A 25811-nucleotide genomic window follows, 5' to 3' on the forward strand; every position below is an offset into this window, starting at 1 on the left:
GTGTCAGTCGTTGGCCGGAATGCCGATCATCGGAAACCAGGCCGCGATCGGGCGCAGCTTGTTGTCGGAAAGAGCGGCTGCGTCGCCAGGGTGGCGGGCAAACCAGCGCTCGACATCGTCGTCGCTCGGCACGGGGTTGATCATTTTGGCATCCTCTGGACTGTGCTTGGGAGGCTTGGGCGGTTTCCTCGCCATGAGTTTCAGGCGCTGACGACGATAGCGCCGCGACGGTGACGGATGATCGCGCCGGTCATGCCGGCGCCGATAACCGACATCGCCCAGACCGCGGGCTCGGGAAGAGGCGTTGTCGTGATGTGACGTTCAAACGCCTCGCCTGTCGCGGCGAGACCCGGTCGGGCAATCGGCGCGGTGCCGAAGTCGAAATCGACCGCAGCGATGACGCCAGTGGTCAAGGCCACTCCGAGTATTGTCTTAAGCACATGCTTACTCATACTGACGTGATGTTAACGAGAAGATCATCGGTCCATGTGCAAATCCTGTGCCAAGACCTCAAACGTCGAATATCCGCCGTTTCGACAGCCTTAATATTTACTAACTGTAAAGAAGTCCGACAGTTTCAAGTTACCGGCAAGACGCCGGTGCGATGTCGGATCAGTCGGTAGCGGTCTGTTACGAATGATGCGGTACTATCCGTGGCATGCCAGTATCGACCGTGTCACCCGTGCCGGCGGAGCCGCTGCCGCGGTCCCGCGCGCACCTCATTCTGACCAGGATACTCGACGCGCGGGTCGATGAAGCCGCCCGTGACGGGGAGAAAACCTTTGTCGCCCGGCTCGTTGCCCTGTGGCTGATGTCGGCAATCGTCGCTGCCAACCTGGGATTCGGCTATGCCGTTCCCTGGACCTGCCTCGGCGTCGCCGGCGAATTGATGACCTACCTGTCGAAGCGCCAATTCCGCGCCGATGGACCGGCGTCACTGGGCGCGCGCGCCGGCTACGTGGTCACGGCATTTGCCGTCGTCCTGGTCTGGACAAGCCTGCCGCTGCTGTTCTGGTTCTCGCCGGGAACCGGGCTGAACGGGGTCGCGACCTTGGTGCTCGCGACACTGATGATCCACGCTCAGGCATTTGCGTTCCGGTCGATTTCGACGCTGGTGGCCGTGGGTGGCCCGCCGGCGCTGCTGCTTTTGATCCTGCCGTGGGTCTCGGAGCTTCGCGGCGTCGAGCGGCTGACCTTCGCCTTGGTCACGGTGATCGCAATCGGCTACGCCTGCGCCAGTATCGGCGCGCATCGCGCCACCGCCAGATCGCTGAGCGCGGCGCAGGACGAACTCGAGCGCTTCGCCTACATCGACGTGCTGACCACGCTCGCCAACCGTCGGCGTTTCAGCGAGAACCTTCGCGACCTGATCGCGATGTCGCGGCGGCGCGGCACGCGGTTCGCGCTGCTGCTGATCGATCTCGACCTGTTCAAGCAGGTCAATGACACCCTCGGCCATGACGCCGGCGATGCGTTGCTGATCGAGGTCGGGGCGCGGCTGCGTGCCGCAGTTCGCGCCCAGGACGATGTCGCCCGGCTCGGCGGTGACGAGTTCGCCGTCCTGTTGTCCGATGCCGACGACGCACCTGCGATCGCTGCCGTCTGCGAGCGCATCGCCAGCAGTTCGCGGAACGCTATCGAGTTCGACGGGGCTCGGATGCAGTCGAGCCTGAGCGTCGGCGTCGCCCTGTTCCCCGACAACGGCACCGACCAGGACAGCCTCTACAAGTCGGCGGACCTGGCGTTGTACCAAGCCAAGCGCAGCGGCCGGAATGCGTGGCGCTATAGCCAGGCCAGCGCGGAAAAGCCGAACTCGCGCGCCCGGGCGCGCACGCGAACGGTCGAAGGCCCGCGACCGCCGGGTCCGATCGAGCGCAGCGGCACCTAGGGCTTTGGGGGCACGTCCTCTGCATGGCGCATCAGGATCGGCGCCTGCGACAACGCGAACAGGAACGTCAGTCCGGTCACGCCCCAGACCTTGAAGTCGACCCACTGGTCAGTGGTCAGCATCCGCCGCGCGACCTCGTTGGTGATCGCCAAGCCGAGGAACAGCAGCGCCCAGTTCCGCGTCAGCTTGCGCCAGCCCTCCGCATCGACCGCTGGAAAGCTGTCGTGAAGCACGAGCTTGAGCAGCGGGCGGCCTGTCGCCATGCCGAACAGCAGGATCGCCGCGAGGATCAGGTAGATGATCGTCGGCTTGAGCTTGATGAAGGTAACGTCGCCCAGCCACAATGTCGCGCCGCCAAAGACCAGCACGATCGCCCCGGTGAACCACAGCATCGGCGAAATCCGCCCGGTCTTCCAGCGCGACACGCCGATCGCCAGAACGATGGCGACCATGAACACGGCCGTCGCGACGAAGATGTCGAAGACCTTGCTCGCCACGAAGAACGTGAGCAGCGGGCCATAGTCGAGCGCGACACGAAGCGCGGCAGGGATCGTCTTGCGGGGCGGAAGCATAGGTCGGCGTCTAGCATCGTCATGCTGGCGGACGCCAGCACCCACCGATCCCCGCGCGGCGGCATGGGTGCTGGCGTCCGCCAGCATGACGTCTATGAAAAGCCGGATGGGGTCGCCGGAACAGCTGATCGTCGAGGGTCTCGCCTGCACACGCGGCGGACGCGAGGTGTTCGCCGGCGTCGGCTTCACGCTCGCGAGCGGCGGTGCGGTGCAGGTCGAGGGTCGCAACGGCGCGGGCAAGTCGAGCCTGCTTCGCATCCTCGGTGGGCTGCTCGCGCCGTCGGAGGGGCGCGTCGACAATCCGTTCGACGTCGCCTGGCTGGGCGCGGACGCGACACTGAAGCCGGGGCTGACCCTGCGCGAGGAGCTCGATTACTGGGCGCGCCTCGATGGCAAGGGCGAGCCGGAAGTGGCCGCAGCGCTGGCGGCGTTCGACCTTGCGCCGCTGGCCGGGCTGCCGGTGGATGTCCTGTCGAGCGGCCAGCGTCGCCGTGCTGCACTGGCCCGGGTTCACGCGTCGGGGGCGAAGCTGTGGCTGCTCGACGAGCCTGCGGTCGGTCTCGATGCGGCGTCGCTGGCCTCGCTGGCGGCGGCAGTGCGTGCCCACCGCGATTCCGGCGGCGCGGTCGTTGTCGCCACCCACGGCGACATCGGCCTCGACGCGCCGCAGCGGCTCAGCCTGTGATCGTCGTTTCGTGATTTTGGCCTTGATCCGCCGCGACCTGATTCTCGCGCTGCGTCGGCCGTCGGCGCTGGCGGTGCCGGTGGTGTTCTTTGTGCTGGTCGCGGCGCTGTTCCCGTTCGCGGTGGGCCCCGATGCCCGGCTGCTGGCGCGGATCGCGGGCGGCGTGGTCTGGGTCGCGGCACTGCTGGCGGCGCTGCTACCGGTCGAGACGCTGGTGGCCGCCGACCGCAGCGACGGCACCCTCGACCAGCTTGTCAGCCGCGGTATCGCGCTGGAGATCGTCGTTGCGGCGCGGCTGGTCGCGCACTGGCTGGGGTTCGCGCTGCCGCTGCTGCTGGCGCTCCCGGTCGCGGGTGTGCTGCTCGGCCTCGACGGCGTCACGCTGCGCCAGACCGCGCTCGGGCTGCTGCTCGGCACGCCGGGGCTGGCAGCGCTGGCGCTGATCGCTGCGAGCCTGACCGCGGGGCTCAGGGGTGGCGGCGCGCTGGCCGGGCTGATCGTACTCCCGCTCGCGCTGCCGGTGCTAATCTTCGGGGTCGGGCTGGCGTCGGGCACTGGCGGCGGCGCGCTCAAGCTGCTCGCGGCGTCGAGTCTCGTGCTGGTCGCGGTCGCGCCTTTCGCCAGCGGCGCAGCGCTGCGCAGCGGTATGGACTGACCACCGTATTGGAGTCACACTGTCAGTTAAGCCTTGGGAGAGTTCGATGAACAGGATTTTCGCAGCCTTCGCCGCGCTCGCGTTCGGAGCACTGGTTTCGACAAGCGCCACGGCGGCCCCCTCCAAGCCGTTGAACTACGACTGCACCAAGGCCGGCAACAAGAACAAGGCTGCATGCAAGGGTGCCGCGCCAGCGACGGCAGCGACCCCAGCCGCGAAGCCCGTACCCGTCACCAAGACCATTGCCGCGCCGAAGTCTGCGACCGCGGCCAAGCCGATGACGTACGACTGCAGCAAGGCAGGCAACAAGAACAAGGTGGCGTGCAAGGGCGCTGCACCGCCGCCCGCCACCACCGGGGTTCCGGTCGCCAAGCCCGTGGCCCCGATGGCGTCGCAGGCCCCGATTGCAGCGGCGCGGCCCACCGCTGCGGCGCCTGCGGCGGTGACTCCAACCGTCGCCGCGACAGTCCGGCCCCGCGCCCCGAAGGCACCGGCGGCGGTCAATCCCAACGTCGTCCAGGCGACGACCAAGACCGGCAAGATCGTCCACTACGACTGCTCCAAGAAGGGCAATTTGACCAAGACCGCATGCAAGCGCTGAGCCGCGGCACTTCTGGGCCTGTACCCGGCGACGCGGCCTGCTATTAGGGCGGCGGCCATGCACCGCTTCGCCAATCCCGCCCGTTTCCTGCGTATCGCGCGTGTCGCGACGCCGCTGTTGCTCGTGCCCGGGCTGCTGCTGACGCTTGCCGGGCTTTACGTCGGCCTGTTCGCATCGCCGCCCGACTACCAGCAGGGCGACAGCGTCCGCATCATGTACGTCCACGTGCCCGCCGCCTGGCTTGGTTCGGGGGGCTACCTCGGCCTCGCGCTGGCGAGCGCGGCGGCGCTCATCTGGCGGCACCCGCTGGCCTCGGTGGCGGCGCGCGCGATCGCTGTGCCGGGCGCGCTGTTCACCGCGATCTGCCTGGTGTCGGGGTCGCTGTGGGGCAAGCCGACCTGGGGCACTTATTGGGTCTGGGATGCGCGGCTGACCTCGATGCTGGTGCTGCTGTTCCTCTATCTCGGCTATCTCGCGCTCGCGTCCGCCGAGGCCGACCGCGAGGATGCCAAGGGCGCGGCGATCCTCAGCCTGGTCGGCGTCGTCAACCTGCCGATCATCAAATACTCGGTCGAGTGGTGGCATACGCTGCACCAGGGTCCGAGCATCACCCTGACCAAGTCGGCGATCGACCCGTCGATGCTGCTGCCGCTGTTCCTGTCGCTCGGCGGCTTTACCTTGCTGTTCGGCGCCGTGGTCCTGATGCGGATGCGGACCGAGTTGGCGGCGACCCGCGTTCGGGTGCGGAGCCGGCGGCTGGCGGAGGCGCACGCGTGAACCACGTCGAGTACATCGTCCCGGCCTATGCGCTGACCGTCGCCGGGCTGGTCGGGCTACTGGTCGTCAGCTGGCTGAGGATGCGCGCGGCCGAGCGTGCCGCCGACGTCGTCCGCAGCCGAAGCCGGGAGCCGCGCTCATGAAGGCCAAGCATCAGCGCCTCAGCCTCGTCGTCGGCGCGCTGGTCGCGCTCGGCGGGGCGATGCTGCTCGGCGTCTCGGCGCTCGGCGATAACGCGACCTATTTCTACGCACCGTCGGACATCGCCAACAAGCCGCCGCGGCCTGACGAGGCGATCCGCCTCGGCGGCATGGTCGAGCGCGGATCGCTGGCGCACGCTGGCGCGGCGACAGTCGCCTTCCGTGTTACCGACAACGCCCGCGAGGTCGCGGTCCGCTACACCGGCATCGTCCCCGACCTGTTCCGCGAAGGGCAGGGCGTCATCGCCGAGGGCAAATTCGCCAACGGGGTGTTCGTTGCCGACACCATCCTCGCGAAGCACGACGAAAAATACATGCCCCCTGAGGTCGCGGGCGCGATGCACAAGGTGCCGGGCAAGGTGGAATGACCGTCGCCGGTCGGGTCGAATGACCGCCAGCGGAGTCGCGTGACGGCGCGCGCCGAGGCCCGCTCCGCGTGATCGCCGAAGTCGGGCATGCGCTGCTTTGGCTCGCGGCCGCGTGCGCGCTGCTGCAGACGATTGCCGGGCTGGTCCCGCGCGCTCGGCTCGAGCGGCTCACGGTCCCCGCCGCGATGGCCAACGGCTGGCTGTGGCTGTGGGTCGTGGCCGGTCTCGGCTGGGTGTTCTGGACGACCGACCTGTCGGTGGCCGGGGTTGCCGCGACGACGCGCAGCGACCTGCCCGGCGCGCTCAGGCTGGTGGCGATCGTCGTGCAGCCCGGGGGCAGCGTGATCGTGCTGGGCGCCCTGCTGGCGTGGGGCGGCGCGCTGCTGGCCTTCGTCGCGGGCCAAGCGCGACCGGCAATCGCTGGCGTCGGACTGGCGAGCGTCAGTGTCGCCGCAATCCTGCTGGTCGGGGTCCAGCCGTTCGCGCGGCTGATCCCGGCCCCGACCGAGGGCGCGGGCTTTCCGAGCGCGACGCGGGGCTGGTTGGCGGCGCTGGCGCCACCGGGCGCGACCGTCGTCGATGCCCCCCTGCCGCTCGGCGGCATCGGGAACGGCGTTACACTCACCGCTGTCACACCGGTAGCAGGCCCCGATTCGACCGGGGTCATGGGCGAAGTCCGCGTCGACGGGGTCGTGCTGTTGCCCGAATGGCGCGAGACAATGCGGCCGCGCGACCAGTTCGCAGCGGTCGACAGCAGGCTTGGCGTTGGCGGCTGGTTCGCGGCGCGCCTGCAACCGGAGGGCGATGGCGTTTGGCGGGTTTCGGTCACCCGCTTGTCGTGGCTGTGGCTGGCGGGCGCGCTTGCGGGCGTGGTCGCGCTCGTGGCAGTGATCTGGGCACGCCGGCGATGATCGCGGTCCTCATCGCGCTCGGATTTGCCGCGACCGTGGCGTTGCTGCTCCTGCGCGGCCAAAGCGACGGGCGGATGCGGGTCGCGGTCGCGGTGGCGCTCGTCGTCGCGCTCGGCGGTTTCGCGTTTAGTGGCCGGCCTTTCCTGCCCGCATCGCCGCCGGCGAGCATCCGACCGGACCTCGCTGCGACCTCAGCGTTCGAGGCCGAGCGGCAGGAGCGCCTGCAGCGCTTCGGCGAGATCGGCGCGTGGCTGACCTTCGCCGACGCATTGATCCGCGCCGACGCCGCCTACACCGCCGTGCAGGGCTTGCGCGGCGCCCTCGACCGGCATCCCAATAGCGCCGACCTGTGGATCGGGCTGGGCAACGCGCTCGCAGTCCACGGCGGCGGGGTCGGCAGCGCCAGCCGGCTCGCCTTCGACCGGGCGGCGATGCTGGCGCCGGCCAGCCCCGAGCCCGCTTTTTTCAGGGGCCTGGCCGAACTCGAGACGGGCGATGCGCGCCGGGCCGCACGCACCTGGCGCGCGCTGGCGGCGCGGTCGCTGCCCGATCCCGACGTCGACCGCTGGACCGCGATCGCCGAGCAGCGCGCGGTGGGTCAGCCTTGAACTTTGGTTCAGGCGATGTGGACTACGGCCCTAGGAGTACAGCGCGAGTTTCGGCATTCCCGGCACCAGCCGCCTCCGGGCGATGGTCAGGCGGCTGACCGGCGCGGCCCCGGCGAGGAAGGCGGTCGGGGTGACGCCGATGAACTGCTTGAACTCGCGGATGAAATGCGACTGGTCGTAGAAGGCGTCGCCGGCCGCGTCGGCCCAGGTCGTGCTGTCGCCGTTGCCAAGGCGGACCGCGGCCTGCAGGGCGCGGTACTTGCGCGCCAGCAGCTTGGGCGAGGCCCCGTAATGGCGGCGGGTCCAGCGCTCGACCTGCCGGCTCGACATGCCCGAACTGCTCACCAGCGCGTCGACGGACGGGTTGGGCGTCGCGATCAGCCAGTCGTCCGCCAGCCGCGTGAACCATACCGGTACCGCGTGCGCTCCGGTCAACAGCCCGAGGAAGAAGCGATCGGCAGCAGCCACTCGCGCCGCGTCGCTGCGGGCGTTGCCGATCGCCTCATAGGTCGATTCGGCGCTGCCGCCGGTCAGCCCGCCGAGATCGACGACGCCGTCGGCAAGCTCACCCGCATCGACTCCGAACAGCGCGGTCCAGCCGGTCGGCATCAGGCCAGCACCGAACAGCGCGAACGGGCCGCTCGCGGTGGTCGTGATCGGACCCGATGTCGGGCCGGTCAGCAGGCACGGCGCGCAGTCGACGGTGCGGCCATCCTCATAGACGTAGTGTAGGCCGCCCTGGAGGACGAAGCGGACCTGTCCGAGCTCGGCGCGGAGCCGGTCGGTCATCACGCCGTGAGAAAGTTCGACGTAATAATAGGAGGATATGAGCCCCCGGAGTTCCGGGGCAGGTGCGAAATATCGGATCGAGACCATCTCATGCAACCCTTGCTGCCGCGGTCCACACCGACTGGTCGTTGCCAGGTCGAGGGCATACGCGGTAGCGATCCGGTGGCGGGGTCCCCCGGTCCGCCGCACGGTCGCCGTCCAAGTCGAGCACCCGGTCCCGGCACTCAATTATTACGTAACCGATTCGCGCTTTGATGAACAGCCTGTTTGTCCGAAACCCGATCTGTGGCAGGACTTTAACAATAATTTCACGGAGATCCGATGCGCTTCCTGCTGGCTTTCGCCGCGCTGCCGCTGCTCGTTGCGGCCGCCCCCGACCCCAACGCCTACCTCGAGGAGGTGGAAGGCACGCGCGCGATTACCCAGGTCAAGATCTGGAATGCAGCGACGCTCAAGCTGCTGACCGCCGCTCCTGACTTCGCCGCCAACCGTGCCCGCGCTCGCGAGCTGCTGGAGGACGACAAGCGCATCGCGGAGCCTGACGCGGTACTCGGCGGGCAAGTTTTCAACCTTTGGCAAGACGCGAAGAACCCGCGCGGCCTGTGGCGGACGGCGTCGCTGGCGAGCTTTACCGCGGGCCAGCCAGCGTGGCGGGTACTGGTCGATGTCGACGGGCTCGGCAAGGCCGAGGGCAAGAGCTGGGTGTGGAAGGGCGCGACCTGCCGCGCGCCCGCCTATGACCGCTGCATGGTCGCGCTGGCCGACGGTGGCACCGACGCGGTGGTGACGCGCGAGTTCGACGTCGCCGGGGCGCGCTTCGTCGCTGGCGGTTTCACACTGCCCAACGCCAAGTCCGGGGTCGACTGGGCCGGGCCCGACGCGCTGTACGTCGCCACCGATTACGGCACCGGCAGCCTGACCAGCTCGGGCTATCCCCGCATCGTCAAGCGCTGGCAGCGGGGCACGCCGCTGGCCAGCGCAACGGTGGTCGGTGAGGGTGTCGCGACCGACGTTCGGGCCGGCAGCCAGGTCTTCGTCGATGGCGACCGGCAATGGCCGATGTTCGTGCGCGGGGTCGACTTCTACCATGAGCAGGCGAGCCACATCGCCCCCGACGGCAGGCTGGTGCGCAGCCCGCTGCCCGACGATGCCGAGATCCACGACGTGCTCGGCGGGCGGCTGATCGCCAAGCTGCAGACGCCGTGGCAGGGCCGCCCGGCCGGGGCGCTGGTGGCGTACTCGATCGCCGACGTGCTGGCGGGCAAGACTCCGGCCATCGAGACGGTGCTGGTACCGACCGCGAAGCAGTCGATCGAGCAGGTCGCGGCGGGCAAGGACCGGCTGTGGGTCAAGCTCCTCGACGATGTCGCGGGCAAGCTCGTGGCGCTCGGGCGCACCCACGACGGCGAATGGCGCGGAGCCCCGGTGGCGCTGGCTCCCAATTCGACGGTTCATCTCGAAGCCGCGTCGGGCACCACCGAGGTCGCCTTTGCCACCGTCGAAGGTATGCTGACGCCGCCGACCTTGTACGCGGTCGTGCCGGGCACGGCACCGAAGGCCGTGCAGGCGCTGCCGGCGCGCTTCGACGCGAGCACGATGTCGGTCGAGCAGCGTTTCGCGACCTCGAAGGACGGCACCAAGGTTCCGTATTTCCTCGTCCGCAAGAAGGGCACGACCGGCCCGGTCCCGACGCTGGTCCACGCGTACGGCGGTTTCCGCGCCGCGCAGACGCCGACCTACCTTGTCGAGCAGCCCTACCGCGCCGGGCCGGTGGCGCTGTTCTGGGTCGAGCGCGGCAACGCCTTCGTGCTGGCGAACATCCGCGGCGGCGGCGAATACGGCCCGGCGTGGCACGACGCGGGCCTGCGCGAGAAGCGCCAGAACGTCTTCGACGACCTCCACGCCGTCGCCGAGGACCTGATCAGGACCGGCGTCACCCTGCCGAAGAAGATTGCGGTATCCGGTCGCTCCAACGGCGGGCTGCTGGTCGGCGTCGCGATGGAGCAGCGGCCCGACCTGTACGGTGCGGTGGTGATGGGCTCACCGCTGATCGACATGCAGCGCTATTCGCACTTGCTCGCGGGCGCGTCGTGGATGGGCGAGTACGGTGACCCCGACGTTCCCGGTGACTGGGCCTTCATCAAGGCCTATTCGCCGTACCAGAACCTCAAGGCCGGGGTGCGCTATCCGGCCCCCTTCATCTACACGTCGACCAAGGACGACCGCGTCCACCCTGGCCATGCGCGGAAGTTTGCCGCCGGCCTAGAGGCGCTTGGCGACCGCTTCTACTACGCCGAGGCGATCGAGGGCGGCCACGCGGCCGGGGCTGACCGGGTCGAGGATGCCCAGCGCGCGGCGCTGATCATGGCCTACCTCGAGCGCGAGATCGGCGCTCCGGCGACAAGCTCCGCCCCGACCAGCGCGGTCCAGGCGGCGAGCGTGTCCGACAAGCGGTAATCGTCGACGCGGTCGCCCGGCGTGACCGCGTCGGGCCCGGCCTGGCTGAGCAGCGCCGTCGCCCATGCGGCGGGGTCGTCGGGGTCGGCGAGCACCCCATAGGTGCCGCCATCGAGAACCGCGGCGGCGTTGCCGGCGCTTGTCGACCCGACCACCGGCGTGCCGACGGCGAGTGCTTCGAGCAGCACGTTCGACGCGCCCTCCCACCACGACGGCAGCGCGAACACGCGGGCGCGGGCAATGTAGGCGAAGGGGTTGGCGACATAACCGGGCAGCGCCAGCCTGTCGCCGATACCGAGCAGTGCGGCGCGGGCCTGCAAGGCCGCCATCGCGCCGGGGCCGCCGCCGCCGAGGATCAACAGGTTGAGCGGCGTCGTGCGGTTGGCGAGCGCCACCGCCTCGACCAGCAGGCCGAAGTTCTTCTGTGCCACCATGCGGCCGACCGCGACCACGAACGGCGGCGCGCCGGGGGCGGTGAACGGGTGGTCGCATTGCTCGAGGGCGCGGGCGCGGATGCCGTCGACGTCGACGCCGTTCTCGATGACCACCGCCTTGCCCAGCGCCGCGACCCGCGCGAGGCGCGAGTCCTCGAGCAGATGCTCCGAGACCAGCACCAGCCGGGTCACGTCGCCGACGACCGCCGCGGTCTGCAGGTCGTTCGCGAACTTCGCCAGCCCGCTTCGCGCCGCGCCCTTGCGGCCGTGCGCGAGGTCGTTCGACATGCGGTAGATGCGGCGCGGCGCGGTCAATCCCGCCGTCGCCGCGACCAGCATGGCATGACCGCGATTGCCCGCGGAGATCGCCACCGCGGGCCGCGCCTCGACCAGCCGGGCGCGCAGCCGGAGCACCGCCTGGGCGACGTCGGCGGGCCCCATGCGCTCCGGCGCGCCGAGCGTCGTCAAGGTGAAGTGCCCGACACCCTGCGCCATCGCGCCGCCGCGGCAGGCGATCAGCTCGACCTCGTACTCGGCCGCGAGCGCCGCGGCGAGCGCCCGCGCATTGCGCGCCACTCCGGTCCCCGACAGGTCGTGGGCGAAGACTGCGACGCGGGCGCGCGGCGTGATGAGGGATGGGGCGTTCATGGTGGTCTGACGGTCTCGACCCCGCTATTCCACAGCACCATGACAAGCTTGCGATATGAGGACAGCGGCGGCGCGCGGATCGCCTATCGACACCGCGCCGGCAGCGGCCCGACGGTCGTCTTCCTGCCCGGCTACATGTCCGACATGACGGGCAGCAAGGCGGAGGCGCTCGACGCCTGGGCAGCGGCGACCGGGCGGGACTATCTGCGCCTCGACTATTCGGGCTGCGGGGTGAGCGGCGGCAGCTTCGACGACGGCAGCATCGGGCGCTGGACCGCCGACACGCTCGCCGTCATCGGCGCGGTGACACAAACGCCGCCGATCCTCGTCGGCTCCTCGATGGGCGGCTGGATCGCGCTCCGGGTGGCGCTCGCTGGCCCGGTCGCGGCGCTGGTCGGGATTGCGGCCGCACCGGATTTCACCGAATGGGGCCTTGCCCTGACCGGTGTCGACCGTGCTGCGCTGGCAGAGCAGGGCTTCATCGAGCGGCCGAGCGATTATGGGGATGCGCCCTATCGCTATTCCGCCGCGCTGCTCGAGGACGCCCCCGCGCAGCGGGTAATGCACGGCCCGGTCGCGGTCGATTGCCCGGTGCGGCTGCTCCACGGTCAGGCCGATACCGACGTGCCATGGCGGCTCAGCCTCGATCTCGCCGAGCGGCTGCGTTCACCCGATGTGCAGGTGACGTTGGTCAAGGACGGCGATCACCGGCTATCGCGCCTGCAGGACCTTGCGCTGCTCGTGGCGACGCTGGACGCTTTGCTCGAGGAATTGCCGTGAAGCCCGCCATCTCCGCCGCCGTCCTCATGCTCGGCATTGCCGGCGTCGCCACGGCGGCGCCTCCCGCCACTGCTGTCGGCAACATCGAGGCGGAGCGCTACCAGTCCTGCCTCGCGACCGCCGGCCGCGAACCCGCGCTGGCGGTGACCGAGGCGACCAAGTGGCTCGGCGCCGGCGGCGGCGTGCCCGCGCGCCACTGCCTCGCCCTCGCCTATCTCGCGCAGCAGCAGTACATCCCCGCCGCGCTGGCGCTGGAGGCTGCCGCCCACGCCGCGGAGGCCGCGAACGACCCGCATGTTGGCGAGCTGTGGGGCCAGGCTGGCAACGCCGCACTGGCGGGCAGCGACGCGAACCGTGCGCTCGGCTACTTCACGACCGCGCTCGGCACCGGCGTCCTCGGCATCGACCGCGCCGAGGTGCTGATCGACCGGGCCCGCGCCGAGGTCGAGCTGAAGCGCGATGCCGGCGCCCGCACCGACCTCGACGAGGCCGTCCGGCTCGACCCGGACTCGCCCTACGCCTGGCTGCTGCGCGCGACGCTGGCCCGGCGCGACGGCGACCTGAAAAGCGCCGAGGCGAGCATCCTCGAAGCCGGCAAGCGCGCCCCAGACGACGCCGATGTCGCGCTCGAGGCCGGCAACATCGCCGTGGCCCAGGGGAACCTGTCGCTCGCCCGCCAGGCGTGGAGCGCGGCTGCGGCTGCGGCCCCGGGCTCGCCCGCCGCGATCGCCGCCGGACAGGCGCTGGCAGCGAACCCGGAAGGCTCGGCACCGAAGCCCTGATGTACCCGTTTCACGTGAAACGAATTTTCGGGTGGCGGCGGCATCTTGGCAGGGTCGCCGCTCGCGCCTAATTCTGCCGGTATGAAGTATCTCCACACCATGATCCGAGTCGCCGACCTGCCGGCGACCCTGCGCTTCTTCGAGTTGCTCGGCCTCAACGAGATCAAGCGCGTCGACAACGAGGCGGGGCGCTTCACGCTGGTGTTCCTCGCCGCGCCGGGCGACGAGAGCGCGCAAGTCGAGCTGACCCATAATTGGGACCCTGAGGAATACACCGGCGGCCGCAACTTCGGGCACCTCGCCTATGCCGTCGACGATATCGACGCGACCTGCCACCGGCTGATGGCGGGCGGCGTCACCATCAACCGTCCGCCGCGCGAGGGCCGCATGGCCTTCGTCCGCAGCCCGGACGGCATCTCGGTAGAACTGCTCAACGCCGGCGGTGCCCAGACCCCGCGCGAGCCATGGCTGTCGATGCCCAACATCGGCACCTGGTAGTGGCAGCCGGGGCGCTCGAGGTCGTCCAAATCCCGGTCCTGAGCGACAATTACGTCTACCTCGCGCACGACCCCGCCAGCGGCGCGACGACAGTCATCGACCCGGCCGTGCCAGAGCCGGTGCTCGCCGCTGCCGCTGCACGCGGCTGGCGGATTTCTGACATTTGGAACACGCACTGGCACCCCGACCATACCGGCGGCAACCTCGCGATCAAGGCCGCCACCGGCTGCCGCATCACCGGCCCGGCGGGCGAGGCCGACCGCATCCCCGGCATCGACCGGCAGGTCAGCCACGGCGACACGGTCACGCTCGGCGAGGCCAGCGCGATGGTCATCGACGTGCCCGGGCATACGGCGGGCCACAACGCCTACTGGCTGGTCCGCGACGAGATCCTGTTCTGCGGCGACACGCTGTTCGCGCTCGGTTGTGGCCGCCTGTTCGAGGGTACGCCCGACCAGATGTTCGTCTCGCTCGGCCGCCTGATGGCGCTGCCCGACACGGCGCAGGTCTATTGCGCCCACGAATACACCCAGGCCAACGCGCGTTTTGCCGCGACCGTCGAGCCGGGCAACGCCGCGCTTGCCGAACGCATCGTCCACATCGACGCGGCACGGGCCCGGGGCGAACCGACGGTGCCCTCGACGATCGGCCTCGAGCGCGCCACCAATCCCTTCGTGCGCGCCGCCGATGTCGGCGTGTTTGCCGCACGCCGTGCCGCCAAGGACAGCTTCCGGGGCTGAACGGGCGGTTCGGCGCAGGTTAAGGTCGGCCGTGGCTAAAAGCCGCTGGAGGATTAAACCATGCGTCGTTCCGTTTTTGCCTTGCTCGCCCTCGCGGCCTTGCTCGCCGTTGCCGGCGCGCCCGCCAATGCAGTGCCGGCCAGCGATACCGCGCCGAAGAACTGCCTGACCCAGAATCGCATCGCCGATCAGCGTATCGTCGACGATCACACGATCTATTTCCGCGAAGGACCGCACTGGTATCGCAACGACCTCGCCAGCGTCTGCCCGGGCCTGTCACCGCGCAAGGCGTTCCACTCGCGCACCACGACCAACCAGCTGTGTGCCGGCGACATCATCACCGCGTTCGAGCCCCAGAGCGGCAGCGAGTTCGGCAGCTGCGGCCTGGGCCGGTTCACCCCCGCGACGCCACCGTCCCGCCATTAACCGCTCGCGCCGCTGGACAAGCCCCGCCCGCCCGACTAAATCGCCCCCTCGCCTGGTCGGCGCCCGGGTAGCTCAGGGGTAGAGCAGGGGATTGAAAATCCCCGTGTCGGTGGTTCAAATCCGCCCCCGGGCACCACGCGATCCCAGCGATCGCGGTGCCGGATCAGGTCGATCAATGTCCCGTCGTCATGCCTCGGTGTCCCCCAGCGGATGCCCCGCTCGTGATGCGAAGCGCGCGATCAGCCAGCTTCGGAACAGGCTGATCGCGGGGTCGGACAGGTCCTCCGGGCGCAGTTTCAGGTAATAGCCGAAGCCGTCCTCGATGATCGAATCGTAGGGCATCACCAGGCGCCCATCCGCGAGTTCGGGGGCGAACATGTCGATGTCCGCGAGCGCCACGCCGTCGGCGGCAATGGCATAGCTGACCGCCGCCAGCGCTGTGTCGAAGGCGAGGCCGCGGTCGACGTCCACGGCGATCCGGCACTGCCGCGCATAGATGCTCCACAACAGGCTGCGCGGCTCGTTCTCGAGCTTGACGTGGAGCAGGTGGTTGTCGGCGAGGAACTGGGGCAGCGGCTTGCCGGCGTGGCGGGCGGCGGTCTGCGGCGAGCACACCGGCGCGACCCGGACCATCCACAGGAAGTCGGTGATCCGGTCGTCGACGCCGGGCTGGTCGAAGACGATCGCCATGTCGATCTCGGTGCTGGGCAGGCCCGTGACGTGCGAGCTCGAGATGTCGATCCGGATATCCGGATGCTCGGCGTGGAAGTCCTGGATCATCGGCAGCGCGATCTGGTGGAGCAACGACGGCGGGATATGGACCCGGATCGGCCGGCTCCCCGAGGCATTGTCGGCGATCGCGTTCATCGTCGCCTCGATCCGGTCGAACGACTTGCTGACCTCGGGCAGCAGCGCCTCGCCCGCCGGGGTCAGCGCCAGCCGCGGCCCGGCGCGGTCGAACAATTTGCGCCCGAGCAGGTCCTCGAGACTGATGATGTGCCGGCTGACCGCGCTCTGCGAGACGTTGAGCGCCTGTGCGCCGAGCGTGAAGCTGAGGCGCTGGCCAACCGCGTCGAAGGCCCGCAGCGCATTGAGCGGCAGCCAGCGGCGGTTGACGGGTTGCGGCTTGGCGATCGTAGTCCTCCGGCGGCGGTGAATTGTCAGCGTACGCTGCCTGTTTTCGTGACCACGCACAATCTCCGCCAAATGGTTAGGCCGCGGCGTCCGCGCTTCCCGGAATTGACATGCCTGCATCCACAAATGCGATTTAATCCCGCCGCGATTTTGTGCGACCCCGGTGCCGAGGGGCCGGGAGATCTGAGTTGGACTGGAGTGCGATCGCGGCTGCGCTGGGGCGCAGGGAGGCGGGCCATGCCTTGCCGCAGGCGCTCTATAACAGCGCCGACGCGTTCGCGTTCGACCTGCAGGCGATCTTCGCCCAGTCGTGGCTGTTCGCCGGCTTCGTTGCCGAGGTCCGCGGTGCCGGCGACTATGTCTCGCTGATAATCGGCGAATACCCGGTGCTGATCGTCCGCGGCCGTGACGGCGACGTCCGCGCCTTCCACAACAGCTGCCGCCACCGCGGCTCATTGCTGTGCAAGCCCGGATCCGGGACCGCGCCACGGCTGGTCTGCCCGTACCACCGCTGGACCTACGGCCTCGACGGCAAGTTGCTCGCCGCGGGGCGGATGCCCGACGATTTCGTCAAGGGCGAGCACAGCCTGATGCCGGTGCACCTCGAGACCGTCGCCGGGGCGATGTTCATCTGCCTGGCCGAGACACCGCCGCCGTTCGACACGATGCGCCGCGACCTGACGCCGCTGCTCGCGCCGCACAACCTCGACCACGCCAAATTGGCGTTCGAATCGACGCTGGTCGAGTACGGCAACTGGAAGCTGGTGATGGAGAACGGGCGCGAATGCTATCACTGCCCGACCGGCCACCCCGAGCTGTCGAAGACCTTCCCGACCGGCGCGACCGCGCATTTCGAGGCGAGCTCGGAGCATGAACGGGCCTTCGACGCGCGCATGCTGAGTATCGCCCTGCCGTCCGGCCCGGTCGAGGAAGCGTGGTGGCAGGCGGTGCGCTTTCCGCTCAACAACTCGATGACCTCGATGACCATCGACGGCACCCCTAGCGTCAAGCGGCTGATGTGCGAGATCGGCGGCGGCGACATCGGCTCGCTGCGCTGGGCGGTCGAGCCCAACAGCTTCTGCCACTCGACCGGCGACTACACCTTTTCGTTCACCGCGATGCCGGTCGGCCCGCGCGAGACGCACGTCGTCGCAAAGTGGCTGGTCCACGAGGACGCGGTCGAGGGCGTCGACTACGACGTTGCTTCGCTGTCCGACCTGTGGACGCGCACGAACCTGCAGGACAAGGAATTCGTCGAGAACAACCAGCGGGGCGTCAACTCGCCCGGCTACCGACCCGGGCCCTACTCGCCGGAGGCGGAGTCACTGACGATGCGCTTCGTCGACTGGTATTGCACGACGGCGCAGCGCTATCTCGATACGCATCCCGCATGACCACCGACCCCAAGTTCCGTCCCGAGACGCTGGCCGTGCGCGCCGGCTATGACCCGCAGCAGGGCGCTAACGCCGCCAAGCCGCCGATCTACATGACCTCGACCTTCGCCTACGCCTCGGCGCAGCAGGCCAAGGACATCCACGAGGCCTATTTCCACAATACCGGTCCCGAAGTCGGCGGCGCGGGACACATTTATTCGCGGCTCGGCCACCCCAACCTCGATATGGTCGAGACCCGGCTGGCGGCATTGGATGGTGCCGAAGCGGCGGCGGTGTTCAACTCCGGCATGGCGACCCACACGGCGATCGCGCTGGCGCACGTCCGCCCCGGTGACAGCGTCGTCCACAGCCGCCCGATCTATGGCGGCACCGACGGGCTGTACAATATCCTGATGCCCGAGCTCGGGGCGCACAGCTTCGGCTTCACCGACGGCTGCGACGAGGCCAACATCCGCGCTGCGGTCGATGCTGCACGCGCCGCGGGCCCGCTCAAGCTGATCGTCATCGAGACGCCGGCCAATCCGACTGCAGCGCTGGTCGACATCGCGCTGGTCGTGCGGATCGCCGCCGGGATCACCCCGCGCCCGCTGGTGGTCGTCGACAACACCCTGCTCGGGCCGATGATGCAGCGGCCGATCGAGCTTGGCGCCGACCTGTGCATGACCTCGCTGACCAAATATTGCGGCGGGCACAGCGACCTGCTCGCGGGCGGCGTCAGCGGCACCGCGGCGATGATCGCGCCGCTGCGGCTGTTGCGGACGACGCTCGGCAGCCACCTCGACCCGCACACTTGCTGGCTGATGCTGCGCTCGATGGAGACCGTCCACCTGCGCGTCGAGCGGGCGATGGCCAATGCGCGCATCGTCGCCGAATTTCTCAGGGATCACGCCAAGATCGCCAGCGTCACCTACCTCGGCTTCACCCCCGCCGGTACTCCGGCGCGCGCCGTCTATGAGCGCCAATGCAAGGCGGCGGGCTCGACCTTCTCGTTCCGCGTCAAAGGCGACGAGGCGGCGGCATTCCGCTTCCTCGACAAGCTCCGCCTGCTGCGCTTCGCGGTCAGTCTCGGCGGGTCGGAAACGCTGATCACCCACCCCGCGACGACCACGCACTATTCGGTGCCGCAGGCGCAGCGCGAGATCGTCGGCATCGACGAGGCGACTCTGCGCGTGTCGATCGGCATCGAGCATGTCGACGACCTGCTCGACGACCTCAGACAAGCCTTGGAAGCCGTGTAGTGGTCGTCGACGTCCACGCTCTCGACGGCAAGATCACCGCGCCCGAGACGCGCTACGACGTCGTCGTGGTCGGTGCGGGCCCGGCCGGGATCGCTGCCGCGCTCGCCGCCGCCGAAGCCGGCAAGTCGGTGCTGCTCGTCGACGAGAACCCGGTTTCCGGCCTGTCGATGGGGAACGACGTGCCGCTGTTCTACGGCGGGCGCATGACCGGCGCGGTGCAGAACCCGGGACGCATGGTCGAGCAGATGCTCGCCAGCCAGCCCGCGCTCGAGGCCGCATTCGAGGCGGGCATCGAGGTTCTGCTCGGCACGACGGCGTGGGGCCTGTACCGCAACGGCCCCGCGATGCGGACGCTACCGGGCTCGCTGCTCGGGCTGGCGGACGCCAAGAGCGCCTCGATGGTCGGCTTCGACAGGCTGGTGCTGGCGACCGGCGCGCGCGACGTGGCGCTCGGCTTCGCCGGCTGGGACCGGCCCGGGGTGATGGGCGCGCAGGGCTTCCACGCCCTGCTCGCGCGCTACGATGCGCTGGCCGGCCGCCGCGTGCTAGTCCTCGGGTCGGGCGAACTGGCGCTGGCGACGGCGCTGCTGGCGCTCGACCGCGGCCTCGAAGTCGCGGGCATCGTTGAGGTCCGGGATGCCGTGCAGGGGCCGTACGCACTCGCAGCGCGCGTTATCGCGGCCGGCGTCCCGATCCATCGCGGCACCACGGTTGCCGGCGTCAGCGGCGGCATCGACGGTGTCGAGCACGTAGTCCTGCGCCCCATCGGCGGCGGCGCGGACGTCGAGATTGCCTGCGACACGGTCTGCCTCGCGCTCGCCGTCGCGCCGGCGACCGAGCTTCTCGACGCCGCCGGTGGCAAGCCGGGCGACGACATCGAACTCGTCGGCGACGCGGCGGGACGCCTGCCCGACATGGCCTACATTGCGGACTGGTCGCGCGCGCTGGGCAACTTCGCCCCTGCCGACACCATCGTCTGCCAGTGCGAGGCGGTCACCCGGGCCGACCTGCTCGGCGTCCAGCCGCCCGCCTACCTCGACCGCCCCGAGGCGATGGCGGCGCGCTCGCTGGAGACGCTCGCCGCCGATGGCCCCGCGCACCCCGACCAGATCAAGCGCCTGACCCGCGCCGGCATGGGCGTCTGCCAGGGCCGCCGCTGCCGCACCCAGGTCGCCTGCCTGCTCGCCGAGGCCTCGAACCTGTCGGTCGACGACGTGCCCGTCGCCAGCTTCCGCGCGCCGGTACGCCCGATCCCGCTCGGCATCCTCGCGGACTGGCACGAGCGCGCCGACATGGCCGCGGGCTGGGACGTGTGGTTCGGTATCCCGACCCAGTGGACGCCCTACGCCGACATCGGCACGCCGCGCGAAGCCGAGATCGTCGCCCACGGCGGCAACATGCATGTCTGAGGTCCCTACGGGAGCCTCGGTCGTCGTCATCGGCGCGGGCGTCACCGGGCTCAGCGCCGCGTGGTGGCTGGCGCGCTCGGGCATCGACGTCGTCGTGCTCGACAAGGGCATCGTCGGCTGGGAGGCCTCGGGCCGCAACGGTGGCGGTGCGTCGCATTACCAAAGCCCGTTGTTCGCCGAGGAACAGCGCCTGTGGCCGCAGATGGACGACCTGCTCGGCTACCCCACCGAATACCGCCGCGAGCGCATCATCATCCAGCGCGACCAGGTCCTGCTCGACCATTATCTCGCGGTCGGCCGGATGTGCACCGCGATGGGCTACCCCGTCGACCCGATGGACTCGTTGCAGGCCCAAGCCGCGGTCCCGCTTACCGATGAAACCTGCCTCGGCGGCATCCACCTGCGTTTCGGCGGCCACGCCAACCCGCAGCGCACGGTGCAGGCTTATGCCTGGGCGCTGCAGGACCTCGGCGGGCGGATCCGCCAGCACACGCCGGCGCTGTCGATCGAGCATGAGGGTGGTCGCGCCGTCGCCATCCACACCTCGCGCGGGCGTATCGCCTGCGACGCGCTGGTCGTCGCCGCCGGGCCGCAGTCGGGGCTGCTGCTCGCTCCCCTCGGCATCGATTTCCCGCTCGCCTCCGCGCGCGCCGAGATGATCGTCACCGAGCCAGCGCCGTTGATGCCGATCGGCGGCGTCGACGGCAACGGCCTGTACGGGCGGCAGACCCTTCGGGGCAACCTGGCGTTCGGCGGCGGCCCGCACGAGTGGATCGGCATGACCCCGACCGGCCCCGAGGCGCGCCCGACCTCGCCGCTGGTCCGCAACCTCGCGCGCCGCGTCGCCGAGATGTTCCCCCGTGCCGCGCACCTCAACGTCATCCGCAGCTGGGCCGGCGTCATCGAGAACACCCCCGACGGCCGCCCGATCCTCGACCGTCGCGACAACATCACCATGGCGACGATGTCGGGCGTCGGGTTTGGGCTGTCCCCGGCCAGCGGCCACGCGATCCGCGACCTTGTCTTGGACGGCGCCTGCTCGTTCACCGACCTCGCCAAGCTCGGCCTCGCACGCTTCGCCGACCTCCCTATCGACTGGCGCGAGCAGCGCGGCTGGGCGGCATGAGTAAATATTCGGCCCTCGCCCTGCTGCGCGGCGCGCTGACCGGCCAGAAGCACTGGCAGCCCGCATGGCGCGACCCGGAGCCGAAGAAGTCCTACGACGTCGTCATCATCGGCGGCGGCGGACACGGCCTGTCGACCGCCTACTACCTCGCCAAGCATCACGGCATCCGCAATATCGCGGTGCTGGAGAAGGGCTGGATCGGCGGCGGCAACACCGGGCGCAACACCACCATCGTCCGCTCCAACTATCGGCAACCGGCGCTGCACAACTTCTTCGATTTCGCCCTCAAGCTGTGGGAGGGCATGAGCGACGAACTGAACTTCAACGTCATGTTCAGCACGCGCGGCGCGCTGTTCCTCGGCCACTCCGACAGCGACATGACGCAGCTCGCGCAGCGCGGTGACGCGCTGACGTGCGACGGCATCGACGCCGAGCTCCTCGACCGCGAGCAGGTCCGCAGGCTGGTCCTCAACCTCGACATGTCGCGAGATGCGCGCTTCCCGATCCACGGCGGCCTGACCCAGCGGCGTGGCGGCACCGCGCGCCACGACGCGGTCGCCTGGGGCTATGCCCGCGCCGCCGACGCACTCGGGGTCGACGTCGTACAGAATTGCGAGGTTACCGGCTTCGAGATGGCGGGCGGCCGCGTGACCGGTGTCGAGACCTCCCGCGGGCGCATCGGCGCAGGCCGCACCGGCATCTGCGTCGCGGGCAACAGCGGGCCCGTCGCGGGCCTGGCGGGGATCAAGCTGCCGATCGAGGCGCAGACGCTGCAGGCGTTCGTCACCGAGCCGGTCAAGCCGATGATCGACACGGTGATCATGTCGCAGTCGCTGCACTGCTACATCAGCCAGTCCGACAAGGGCGGCATCGTCCTCGGCGGCGACCCCGACCAGTTCCCGAGCTACGCCCAGCGCGGCCTAGCGCCGCGCATCGAGAAGGCCGCCGCCGAGGCGATCGCGCTGGTGCCCGCGCTCTCGCGGCTGCGGATGGTGCGCTGCTGGTCGGGCACCACCGACATGAGCTTCGACGGCTCGCCGATCATCTCGGCGCTGCCGGTCGACAACCTCTATCTGAACGGCGGCTGGTGCTACGGCGGCTTCAAGGCGACGCCCGGCTCGGGCTTCGCCTATGCGCAGCTGCTCGCAACCGGCACGTCGCATCCGCTGGCGGCACCGTTCGCCTTCGACCGCTTCGCCCGGGGCGCGACCATCGACGAGGCCGGAGTCGGCCCATGGCCGCAGCTTCGCTGATGCTGCTGATCAGCTGCCCCCACTGCGGCGAACGCGCCCAGGTCGAGTTCACCTACGAGCGCACCCTCGACTCCGTCGTCACGCTGGCCATGCCGCCCGAGGACGCGATGCGCGCGCTGTACGAGCGCGCCAACCCGCGCGGCCTCGACGACGAGTTGTGGCGGCACAGCTATGGTTGCCGGCAATGGCTGCTGATCCGCCGGAACCGGACGACGCACGCCATCGAGAGCGTGAAGGCGCGGTGAGCCTGAACTTCACCTTCGACGGCGTCGCCATGCGGGCCCGGCCGGGCGACACGCTCGCCGCGGCGCTGCTCAGGAACGGCGTCCGCGTCGTCGGGCGGAGCTTCAAGTACCACCGCCCGCGCGGCGTGATGTCGGCAGGCGTCGAGGAGCCGAACGCGCTGGTCACCGTCGGCACCGGCGGGCGCACCGAGCCCAATACCCGCGCCACCGACGTGTTCGTCTACGAGGGCCTGGTCGCGCGCAGCCAGAACCGCTGGCCCAGCCTCGCCTTCGACGCGGGCGCGGTCCTCGGCCTCGCCGCGCCGGTGTTCGCCGCGGGATTCTACTACAAGACCTTCTTCGGTCCGCCGAAACGCTGGATGTTCTACGAGCGCTTCATCCGGCGCGCCGCGGGCATGGGCAATGCGCCGGTCGAGGCCGACCCCGACCCGAGCGAGCACCGCGCCGCGTTCTGCGAAATGCTCGTCGTCGGCAGCGGCCCGGCTGGGTTGAAGGCGGCCGAAGCGGCGGCGCGGGCGGGCCACCGCGTGCTGCTCGTCGAGCAGGACTCCGAACTCGGCGGCAGCCTGTTGTTCGACGGTGGCGACCGGGGCTGCATCGCCTCGGCCCGGGATGCGGTGCTAGCGGCGGGCGGGCGCGTCCTGACCCGAACCACGGCGTCCGGCCTGTGGGACCACGGCTTCGTCACGCTGGCCGAGCATATCGTCGAGCCGGGGCAGGCGGGACCGTTATCCCAACGTCTCTGGCACGTCCGCGCCCGGCGCATAGTTCTCGCCACCGGCGCGATGGAGCGTCCACTGACCTTCGCCGACAACGACCGGCCCGGCATCATGCTGAGCCGGTCGGTGCGCACGTACGTCGGGCGCTTCGGGGTCGTGCCGGGCAAGCGCGCCGTCATCGCGACCAGCAACGACGACGCCTACGCCACCGCGACCGCGCTGGCCGACGCCGGCTGCGAGGTCGTCGCCATCCTCGACTCCCGCACGCGGGCGGTCATCGCCGAGACGGCGCACTGCCCGGTGTTCTTCGACGCGGTGCCGACCGGGACGACGGGGCGCAACAGCCTCGCTTCGGTGACAGCGACCGTCGCCGGCAAGCCGCACCGCTTCGATGCCGACCTGCTCGCCATGTCAGGCGGTTTCACGCCGGTCGTGCATCTGCACAGCCAGGGCAGCGGCAAGCTCGACTGGAGCGCCGCGATCCAGGCGTTCGTGCCCGGCGCGACCGACCAGGCCCTCGTCGCGGTCGGCGGCGCGGCAGGCGAGATCGACGCGGTTGCTCCAGCGACACCGATCCTCGGCACGCCCAAGACCAGCTTCATCGACTTCCAGAACGACGTCACCGCCGCCGACATCGACCTCGCCTACGCGGAGGGCTACCGTTCGGTCGAGCATCTGAAGCGCTACACGACGCTCGGCATGGGCACCGACCAGGGCAAGACCAGCAACATGGCGGCGCTCGCCCGGCTGGCAGGCGCGGCGGGCGTCGACATCCCGACCGCCGGGCTGACGCGCTTCCGGCCGCCGTACACGCCACTGTCGCTGGGCGCGCTGGCGGGTCCGGACGGCGGTGGTCACGCCGCGCCGAGCCGACGCCTCGCGCTCCACGATCGCCACATGGCGCTCGCCCCGCTGTGGCAGCCGCTCGGCCTTTGGCACCGGCCGCGCGCCTATCCGCGCGCCGGGGAGACGCTGCACGACGCGGCGATGCGTGAGGCTCGCGCGGTCCGCACCACCGCGGGCATCGTCGACGTTTCGACGCTGGCGAAGTTCGCGGTGAGCGGACCGGACGCCGCGGCGCTGCTGGAGATCGTCTGCGCGACCGGGGTCGCCAAGCTCGCGGTCGGGCGCGGCCGCTACACCTTCATGCTGCGCGAGGACGGCATGGTGATGGACGACGGCACCGTCTGGCGCACCGGCGAGACGACGTATCTGCTGACCAGCTCGACCGGCGGCGCCGAGCGGATGGAGGCGCACCTGAGTTACGCGCACCGCGTCCTCGCGCCCGATTTGCGCGTCTCGGTGGTGATGCAGCAGGAGCAGTTCGCCGGCATCGCGCTGGCCGGACCTTTGGCGCGCGACGTCCTCGAAGGCCTGACCGGATCGCCGCCGCCTGCGCACATGGGGCTGGCGAATGCCGCCATCGCGGGGGTGCCGGTGGTGGTCCTTGCCGCTAGCTACAGTGGCGAGCGGGCGTTCGAGGTCTATGCGGCGGGCGACGTGGCCGGGCCGGTTTGGGACGCGCTCCACGACGCGGTCACAGCGCGCGGCGGCTGCGCCTATGGGCTGGAAGCGCTCGAATTCCTGCGCATCGAGAAGGGCCATATCGTCGTCGGCGGCGAGGCGGACGGGCGGATGACGGCGCATGACCTCCGCCTCGAGAAGATGCTGCGCAAGGCCGGCGGCTACATCGGGGCCTCGGCGCTGGAGCGGCCTGCACTCGCCTCGCCCGACCGGCTGCAGCTCGTCGGGCTGGCGTCACGGGGCGACGGCATTCCCGAGGGCGCGATGCTCGTCGCATCGGTCGGCGCAAAGGTCGAGGGCCACGTGACCTCCGCCGGTCCCCGCGTTCTTGAGGACGGCGGCATCGCGCTCGCGCTGCTCCGCGGTGGCCGGGCACGATTGGGCGAGACGCTGGTCGCCTCGTCGCCGACGCGCGGCAAGTACGTCACGGTCACCGTGGTCGAGCCGGTGTTCCACGACCCCAAGGGAGCACGTTACCGTGATTGACGTCGCGCTCTCGATCGAACCAGCCGGCGACGTTATCGCGCTCGACGTCTGGGACGGCGAACCGAACCTCGACGGTCTCCGCGCGCTCAAGGCCGAGCCGCGCCGCTGGTGGCTGATCGGCGCCGCGACGCAGGCGGACGCGCTCGCCGCCAGTCTCGGCGACACCGGCGCGCTCGCCCCGATCGGCGGCGGCCTGGTGTGCGCGACGCTGACCGGTCCCGGCTGGCGCGAGCTGCTGACCGTCAGCGGCATCTTTGACGTCGAGGACCCCGGCTTCGGCCCTGGTGACGTCGCGGGCACCGTCATCCACCACGTTGCGGTGCGGATCGCGCCGACGTCCGACACTTCATGCGAGGTCTACTTCGCCTCCAGCTACGCAAGCGGACTCATCGACCTGTGGCAGCGCGTGATCGGGATTGGCGCTGACCACGCCGTCCCCGTAACGTCGTCCTGATGGAGCAGCC

General features: G+C 70.0%; 29 protein-coding genes and 1 tRNA gene. 24 read left to right on the forward strand and 6 right to left on the reverse strand.

Annotation, left to right across the window (positions count from 1 at the left end; all coding sequences use genetic code 11):
- Positions 1–3 precede the first annotated feature (3 nt).
- Together KX816_01215 and KX816_01220 are read right to left on the reverse strand one after the other, a co-directional pair.
- On the reverse strand, positions 4–144 hold the full coding sequence (locus KX816_01215; GenBank protein ID QXQ06728.1) for a hypothetical protein: 141 nt from the start codon (positions 142–144) through the stop codon (positions 4–6).
- Between the two features lie 56 nt (positions 145–200).
- Positions 201–413: a hypothetical protein gene (locus KX816_01220; protein QXQ06729.1), complete on the reverse strand. Its 213-nt coding sequence runs from the start codon at positions 411–413 to the stop codon at positions 201–203.
- Between the two features lie 245 nt (positions 414–658).
- On the opposite strand from KX816_01220, the gene KX816_01225 reads away from it, so the two are divergent.
- Entirely contained in the window at positions 659–1888 is a 1230-nt protein-coding gene (locus KX816_01225; protein QXQ06730.1) for a GGDEF domain-containing protein, read from the forward strand.
- Here KX816_01225 and ispZ read toward each other — a convergent pair.
- The gene (ispZ, locus tag KX816_01230) at positions 1885–2460 is read right to left on the reverse strand and encodes a septation protein IspZ (protein ID QXQ06731.1); all 576 of its coding nucleotides are present in this window, start codon (positions 2458–2460) and stop codon (positions 1885–1887) included. The genes KX816_01225 and ispZ overlap by 4 nt on opposite strands.
- Positions 2461–2566: 106 nt before the next feature.
- Between ispZ and ccmA the strand changes: the two genes are divergently transcribed.
- The 8 genes from ccmA (at position 2567) to KX816_01270 (ending at position 7265) form a co-directional block, all read left to right on the forward strand.
- Positions 2567–3145, forward strand: coding sequence for a heme ABC exporter ATP-binding protein CcmA (ccmA, locus tag KX816_01235; protein QXQ08334.1), 579 nt, complete (start codon positions 2567–2569; stop codon positions 3143–3145).
- Positions 3146–3155: 10 nt separating this feature from the next.
- Positions 3156–3800 (forward strand): heme exporter protein CcmB, encoded by a 645-nt coding sequence (gene ccmB / locus KX816_01240; protein QXQ08721.1) that lies wholly within the window; start codon positions 3156–3158, stop codon positions 3798–3800.
- Between the two features lie 46 nt (positions 3801–3846).
- Complete coding sequence (locus KX816_01245; GenBank protein QXQ06732.1) at positions 3847–4401, forward strand: hypothetical protein; 555 nt, start codon at positions 3847–3849, stop codon at positions 4399–4401.
- Between the two features lie 57 nt (positions 4402–4458).
- Positions 4459–5178 (forward strand): heme ABC transporter permease, encoded by a 720-nt coding sequence (locus tag KX816_01250; protein ID QXQ06733.1) that lies wholly within the window; start codon positions 4459–4461, stop codon positions 5176–5178.
- Complete coding sequence (gene ccmD, locus KX816_01255; protein QXQ06734.1) at positions 5175–5321, forward strand: heme exporter protein CcmD; 147 nt, start codon at positions 5175–5177, stop codon at positions 5319–5321. Before KX816_01250 ends, ccmD begins: the two co-directional genes overlap by 4 nt.
- The gene (ccmE, locus tag KX816_01260; GenBank protein ID QXQ06735.1) at positions 5318–5746 is read left to right on the forward strand and encodes a cytochrome c maturation protein CcmE; all 429 of its coding nucleotides are present in this window, start codon (positions 5318–5320) and stop codon (positions 5744–5746) included. Before ccmD ends, ccmE begins: the two co-directional genes overlap by 4 nt.
- Positions 5747–5814: 68 nt before the next feature.
- The gene (locus tag KX816_01265) at positions 5815–6657 is read left to right on the forward strand and encodes a hypothetical protein (protein QXQ06736.1); all 843 of its coding nucleotides are present in this window, start codon (positions 5815–5817) and stop codon (positions 6655–6657) included.
- A complete protein-coding gene (locus KX816_01270) occupies positions 6654–7265 on the forward strand; it encodes a cytochrome C biogenesis protein (GenBank protein ID QXQ06737.1) in 612 nt (203 codons plus the stop codon). Before KX816_01265 ends, KX816_01270 begins: the two co-directional genes overlap by 4 nt.
- Before the next feature lie 30 nt (positions 7266–7295).
- On the opposite strand, the gene KX816_01275 is transcribed toward KX816_01270, so the two are convergent.
- Positions 7296–8054 (reverse strand): AraC family transcriptional regulator, encoded by a 759-nt coding sequence (locus KX816_01275; GenBank protein QXQ06738.1) that lies wholly within the window; start codon positions 8052–8054, stop codon positions 7296–7298.
- Positions 8055–8375: 321 nt separating this feature from the next.
- Here KX816_01275 and KX816_01280 point away from each other — a divergent pair, with 321 nt between their 5' ends.
- A complete protein-coding gene (locus KX816_01280) occupies positions 8376–10511 on the forward strand; it encodes a prolyl oligopeptidase family serine peptidase (protein QXQ06739.1) in 2136 nt (711 codons plus the stop codon).
- Here KX816_01280 and KX816_01285 read toward each other — a convergent pair.
- Entirely contained in the window at positions 10424–11593 is a 1170-nt protein-coding gene (locus KX816_01285; GenBank protein QXQ06740.1) for a glycosyltransferase, read from the reverse strand. The genes KX816_01280 and KX816_01285 overlap by 88 nt on opposite strands.
- Before the next feature lie 39 nt (positions 11594–11632).
- Here KX816_01285 and KX816_01290 point away from each other — a divergent pair, with 39 nt between their 5' ends.
- The 6 genes from KX816_01290 (at position 11633) to KX816_01315 (ending at position 14955) form a co-directional block, all read left to right on the forward strand.
- The gene (locus KX816_01290; protein QXQ06741.1) at positions 11633–12373 is read left to right on the forward strand and encodes an alpha/beta hydrolase; all 741 of its coding nucleotides are present in this window, start codon (positions 11633–11635) and stop codon (positions 12371–12373) included.
- Positions 12370–13155 (forward strand): tetratricopeptide repeat protein, encoded by a 786-nt coding sequence (locus KX816_01295; protein ID QXQ06742.1) that lies wholly within the window; start codon positions 12370–12372, stop codon positions 13153–13155. Before KX816_01290 ends, KX816_01295 begins: the two co-directional genes overlap by 4 nt.
- An 81-nt stretch (positions 13156–13236) precedes the next feature.
- The gene (locus KX816_01300; protein QXQ06743.1) at positions 13237–13653 is read left to right on the forward strand and encodes a VOC family protein; all 417 of its coding nucleotides are present in this window, start codon (positions 13237–13239) and stop codon (positions 13651–13653) included.
- On the forward strand, positions 13620–14393 hold the full coding sequence (gene gloB, locus KX816_01305) for a hydroxyacylglutathione hydrolase (protein QXQ06744.1): 774 nt from the start codon (positions 13620–13622) through the stop codon (positions 14391–14393). Before KX816_01300 ends, gloB begins: the two co-directional genes overlap by 34 nt.
- Positions 14394–14453: 60 nt before the next feature.
- Positions 14454–14819: a hypothetical protein gene (locus tag KX816_01310; protein ID QXQ06745.1), complete on the forward strand. Its 366-nt coding sequence runs from the start codon at positions 14454–14456 to the stop codon at positions 14817–14819.
- A 61-nt stretch (positions 14820–14880) separates the two neighbouring features.
- Positions 14881–14955, forward strand: a tRNA-Phe gene (locus KX816_01315).
- 50 nt (positions 14956–15005) lie between these two features.
- On the opposite strand, the gene KX816_01320 is transcribed toward KX816_01315, so the two are convergent.
- Positions 15006–16073, reverse strand: coding sequence for a LysR family transcriptional regulator (locus tag KX816_01320; protein QXQ06746.1), 1068 nt, complete (start codon positions 16071–16073; stop codon positions 15006–15008).
- Positions 16074–16195: 122 nt separating this feature from the next.
- On the opposite strand from KX816_01320, the gene KX816_01325 reads away from it, so the two are divergent.
- The 8 genes from KX816_01325 to KX816_01360 are packed head-to-tail and all read left to right on the forward strand — an operon-like array spanning position 16196 to position 25801.
- Positions 16196–17347 carry an aromatic ring-hydroxylating dioxygenase subunit alpha gene (locus tag KX816_01325; GenBank protein ID QXQ08335.1) on the forward strand — a complete coding sequence of 384 codons (1152 nt, stop codon included), beginning with the start codon at positions 16196–16198 and terminating at the stop codon, positions 17345–17347.
- Positions 17344–18585 carry a cystathionine gamma-synthase family protein gene (locus KX816_01330; GenBank protein QXQ06747.1) on the forward strand — a complete coding sequence of 414 codons (1242 nt, stop codon included), beginning with the start codon at positions 17344–17346 and terminating at the stop codon, positions 18583–18585. Before KX816_01325 ends, KX816_01330 begins: the two co-directional genes overlap by 4 nt.
- Entirely contained in the window at positions 18585–19994 is a 1410-nt protein-coding gene (locus KX816_01335) for an FAD-dependent oxidoreductase (protein ID QXQ06748.1), read from the forward strand. Before KX816_01330 ends, KX816_01335 begins: the two co-directional genes overlap by 1 nt.
- Complete coding sequence (locus KX816_01340; protein QXQ06749.1) at positions 19987–21120, forward strand: FAD-binding oxidoreductase; 1134 nt, start codon at positions 19987–19989, stop codon at positions 21118–21120. Before KX816_01335 ends, KX816_01340 begins: the two co-directional genes overlap by 8 nt.
- The gene (locus tag KX816_01345) at positions 21117–22373 is read left to right on the forward strand and encodes a sarcosine oxidase subunit beta family protein (protein ID QXQ06750.1); all 1257 of its coding nucleotides are present in this window, start codon (positions 21117–21119) and stop codon (positions 22371–22373) included. Before KX816_01340 ends, KX816_01345 begins: the two co-directional genes overlap by 4 nt.
- Positions 22373–22618, forward strand: a complete 246-nt coding sequence (locus KX816_01350) for a sarcosine oxidase subunit delta (protein QXQ08336.1) — start codon at positions 22373–22375, stop codon at positions 22616–22618. Before KX816_01345 ends, KX816_01350 begins: the two co-directional genes overlap by 1 nt.
- Entirely contained in the window at positions 22558–25347 is a 2790-nt protein-coding gene (locus KX816_01355; protein ID QXQ06751.1) for a (2Fe-2S)-binding protein, read from the forward strand. The genes KX816_01350 and KX816_01355 overlap by 61 nt, the downstream gene beginning before the upstream one ends.
- The gene (locus KX816_01360; GenBank protein QXQ06752.1) at positions 25340–25801 is read left to right on the forward strand and encodes a sarcosine oxidase subunit gamma; all 462 of its coding nucleotides are present in this window, start codon (positions 25340–25342) and stop codon (positions 25799–25801) included. The genes KX816_01355 and KX816_01360 overlap by 8 nt, the downstream gene beginning before the upstream one ends.
- Positions 25802–25811 lie beyond the last annotated feature (10 nt).

The organism is Sphingosinicellaceae bacterium, from assembly GCA_019285715.1.
In the GTDB taxonomy this organism is placed as follows: Bacteria; Pseudomonadota; Alphaproteobacteria; order Sphingomonadales; family Sphingomonadaceae; genus Glacieibacterium.

Coding starts and splice junctions, on each gene's coding strand:
- KX816_01270 (QXQ06737.1), top strand. CDS start 6,654: ATGATCGCGGTCCTCATCGCGCTCGGATTTGCCGCGACCGTGGCGTTG.
- KX816_01340 (QXQ06749.1), top strand. CDS start 19,987: ATGTCTGAGGTCCCTACGGGAGCCTCGGTCGTCGTCATCGGCGCGGGC.
- KX816_01225 (QXQ06730.1), top strand. CDS start 659: ATGCCAGTATCGACCGTGTCACCCGTGCCGGCGGAGCCGCTGCCGCGG.
- KX816_01330 (QXQ06747.1), top strand. CDS start 17,344: ATGACCACCGACCCCAAGTTCCGTCCCGAGACGCTGGCCGTGCGCGCC.
- KX816_01350 (QXQ08336.1), top strand. CDS start 22,373: ATGCTGCTGATCAGCTGCCCCCACTGCGGCGAACGCGCCCAGGTCGAG.
- KX816_01250 (QXQ06733.1), top strand. CDS start 4,459: ATGCACCGCTTCGCCAATCCCGCCCGTTTCCTGCGTATCGCGCGTGTC.
- KX816_01280 (QXQ06739.1), top strand. CDS start 8,376: ATGCGCTTCCTGCTGGCTTTCGCCGCGCTGCCGCTGCTCGTTGCGGCC.
- KX816_01320 (QXQ06746.1), bottom strand. CDS start 16,073: ATGCAGGCATGTCAATTCCGGGAAGCGCGGACGCCGCGGCCTAACCAT.
- gloB (QXQ06744.1), top strand. CDS start 13,620: ATGGCTGTCGATGCCCAACATCGGCACCTGGTAGTGGCAGCCGGGGCG.
- KX816_01310 (QXQ06745.1), top strand. CDS start 14,454: ATGCGTCGTTCCGTTTTTGCCTTGCTCGCCCTCGCGGCCTTGCTCGCC.
- ccmE (QXQ06735.1), top strand. CDS start 5,318: ATGAAGGCCAAGCATCAGCGCCTCAGCCTCGTCGTCGGCGCGCTGGTC.
- KX816_01355 (QXQ06751.1), top strand. CDS start 22,558: ATGGCTGCTGATCCGCCGGAACCGGACGACGCACGCCATCGAGAGCGT.
- KX816_01275 (QXQ06738.1), bottom strand. CDS start 8,054: ATGACCGACCGGCTCCGCGCCGAGCTCGGACAGGTCCGCTTCGTCCTC.
- KX816_01215 (QXQ06728.1), bottom strand. CDS start 144: ATGATCAACCCCGTGCCGAGCGACGACGATGTCGAGCGCTGGTTTGCC.
- KX816_01290 (QXQ06741.1), top strand. CDS start 11,633: ATGACAAGCTTGCGATATGAGGACAGCGGCGGCGCGCGGATCGCCTAT.
- KX816_01345 (QXQ06750.1), top strand. CDS start 21,117: ATGAGTAAATATTCGGCCCTCGCCCTGCTGCGCGGCGCGCTGACCGGC.
- ccmA (QXQ08334.1), top strand. CDS start 2,567: ATGGGGTCGCCGGAACAGCTGATCGTCGAGGGTCTCGCCTGCACACGC.
- KX816_01285 (QXQ06740.1), bottom strand. CDS start 11,593: ATGAACGCCCCATCCCTCATCACGCCGCGCGCCCGCGTCGCAGTCTTC.
- ispZ (QXQ06731.1), bottom strand. CDS start 2,460: ATGCTTCCGCCCCGCAAGACGATCCCTGCCGCGCTTCGTGTCGCGCTC.
- KX816_01300 (QXQ06743.1), top strand. CDS start 13,237: ATGAAGTATCTCCACACCATGATCCGAGTCGCCGACCTGCCGGCGACC.
- KX816_01245 (QXQ06732.1), top strand. CDS start 3,847: ATGAACAGGATTTTCGCAGCCTTCGCCGCGCTCGCGTTCGGAGCACTG.